This window comes from Endozoicomonas sp. SESOKO2, assembly GCF_024606245.1.
In the GTDB taxonomy this organism is placed as follows: domain Bacteria; phylum Pseudomonadota; class Gammaproteobacteria; order Pseudomonadales; family Endozoicomonadaceae; genus Endozoicomonas_A.
Genome location: NZ_JAHHPQ010000727.1, coordinates 1 through 2,013, shown reverse-complemented (window position 1 = coordinate 2,013; position 2,013 = coordinate 1). Strand labels below are relative to the sequence as shown.

2 protein-coding genes are annotated in these 2,013 nt (G+C 50.1%); both read right to left on the bottom strand.

The features are described 5' to 3' along the window. Positions 1-7 precede the first annotated feature (7 nt). Positions 8-1,240, bottom strand: a complete 1,233-nt coding sequence (locus KDK17_RS17355; protein WP_257288665.1) for an RNA polymerase factor sigma-54 — start codon at positions 1,238-1,240, stop codon at positions 8-10. A 257-nt stretch (positions 1,241-1,497) separates the two neighbouring features. Beyond that, a partial coding sequence (lptB, locus tag KDK17_RS17350) for an LPS export ABC transporter ATP-binding protein (protein ID WP_257288664.1) occupies positions 1,498-2,013 on the bottom strand: 516 nt, incomplete at its 5' end.

Genomic DNA, 2,013 nt, shown 5'->3' with positions numbered 1-2,013 from the left:
GAATACGTCACCCCTGATATTTCAGTTCAAACACGCCTCTTGGGGTGTGCATATATTTCTGGGTAGTGACCCTGGAAATGGTGGATTCGTGCATATCCACCGCCTGAGCGATGTCGGCCAACACCAGAGGCTTCATAGCCTGTTCACCCAGCTCCAGAAACTCTTTCTGAAATTCAACAATCTTGCCGGCAACTTTTAGCAGGGTTTCGTTACGACTCTGGAGGTTTTTCAGAAACCAGCGGGCTTCCTGCAGCTGGTTCTTCATAAATACATTGTCACGACTGTTATTGGCACGCTGTACCATTGAGGCGTAATTGTTGTTGATGCGAAGCCTGGGCAGGGACTCTGAGTTCAGCTCAACCGCCCAGCGGTCCTTGATTTTGGTGACTGAAATATCAGGGGTGACGTATTCTGTCTGTGCCTGACCGATTTCGGCTCCGGGTCTGGGATTGAGGCTCTGAACCAGATGAAGGGCTTCTCTGAGTTGATGTTCTTTGAGGCGGGTACGCCGCATGATCTGAGCGTAGTCACGACTACCCAGTGCCGGTAGATGATTCTGGATCAGAAGGCGTGCTTCTCTGAGGAAGTGGGTTTCTTTTGGCAGTTGATTGAGTTGAACTTCGAGGCATTCTTTCAGATTGGCACTGGCGCAACCCACCGGGTCAAAGTGAAGAATCCGTCGTTGCATGACCTGCAATTCTTCAAACGCGAGTTCCTCTATCTGCTCCTGCAGTGACAGATAAATATCTTGCAGGGGGTGGGTCAGGTAGCCATCATTGTTAGTGGCTTCTATCACAGCCAGGCCCATTAGCCTGTCTCTATCTGTCATGGGAGTCAGGTTTAACTGCCATTCCAGATAGTCCTGAAGGGACTCAGCAGCGCGGGAGCGAGCAAAAGGGTCATGTTCTTCATCTACTGAGGCGGGCAGGCTGGAGTAGATATCATCCCATCCGGAGTCAACGGGCAGGTCATTGGGAATGCTATCGGCCCACTCAGGCTCTTCCGGTTCAGGAGGCTGCTCCGCTTTTTCACTGAAGTCAACAGGCTGCTCCCCTTCATCGAGGGATACAGATGGTTCTTCGACAGACTCTTCAGACTCCAACATCGGGTTGGATTCAAGAGCTTCCTGGATTTCCTGCTGAAGATCCAGAGTGGAAAGTTGTAGAAGCCTTATGGCCTGTTGCAGCTGAGGTGTCATGGTCAGCTGCTGGCCCATTTTTAGCTGTAAGGATGGCTTCATAGGGCAACGGTATACCTTTACTTCGGGGTCTGCACTGAGGGGGCGGATTTAATGCCATCAGCCCCTGACAGTTATTTCTCAGTGCGTGCTCATTATTTTGATTGGGCTACTCTCCATGTCTCGCGATTATAATCACATCTGAAGCTTCGGGAAAGTGGATTCATCACGACAGCCATGAAACACTGAGAACAAAAGTTTGAAAACAGACCAGGTCAACAGCTTTGCTCGCTACTTTGACGACACCCTCCCAGAGATGATCAGAGACTAAACTGATGTCCGAGATAGACGTCACGAACCCTTTGGTTAGCCAGGACGGCCTGACTATTACCTTCAGCAATAATAGTGCCTTCACTGACAATATAGGCCTTCTCGCAGATATCCAGCGTTTCCCGTACATTGTGATCGGTGATCAGGACTCCGATGTCCCGGGCTTTCAAGTGAGTGATTATCGCCTTGATATCGCCAACAGAAATGGGGTCGACACCGGCAAAGGGTTCATCAAGCAGAATAAATTTTGGGTCAGTGCAAAGGGCGCGGGCAATTTCTACCCTGCGTTTTTCGCCACCAGAAAGACTCATACCGGGATTGTCCCTGATATGATTGATATTGAACTCTTCCAGTAATGACTCCATTTTTGCCATGCGATCTTTTCTGGAGAGGTCGGAACGGGTTTCCAGTATGGAAAGCAGGTTGTCGGTGACCGTCAATTTCCTGAAAATAGACACTTCCTGTGGCAGGTAACCTACTCCGGCTCTGGCACGGCCGTGCATAGG

What these genes read in the sequence shown, in the direction of transcription:
- KDK17_RS17355 (WP_257288665.1), bottom strand. Translation starts at nt 1,240, where the DNA reads ATGAAGCCATCCTTACAGCTAAAAATGGGCCAGCAGCTGACCATGACA.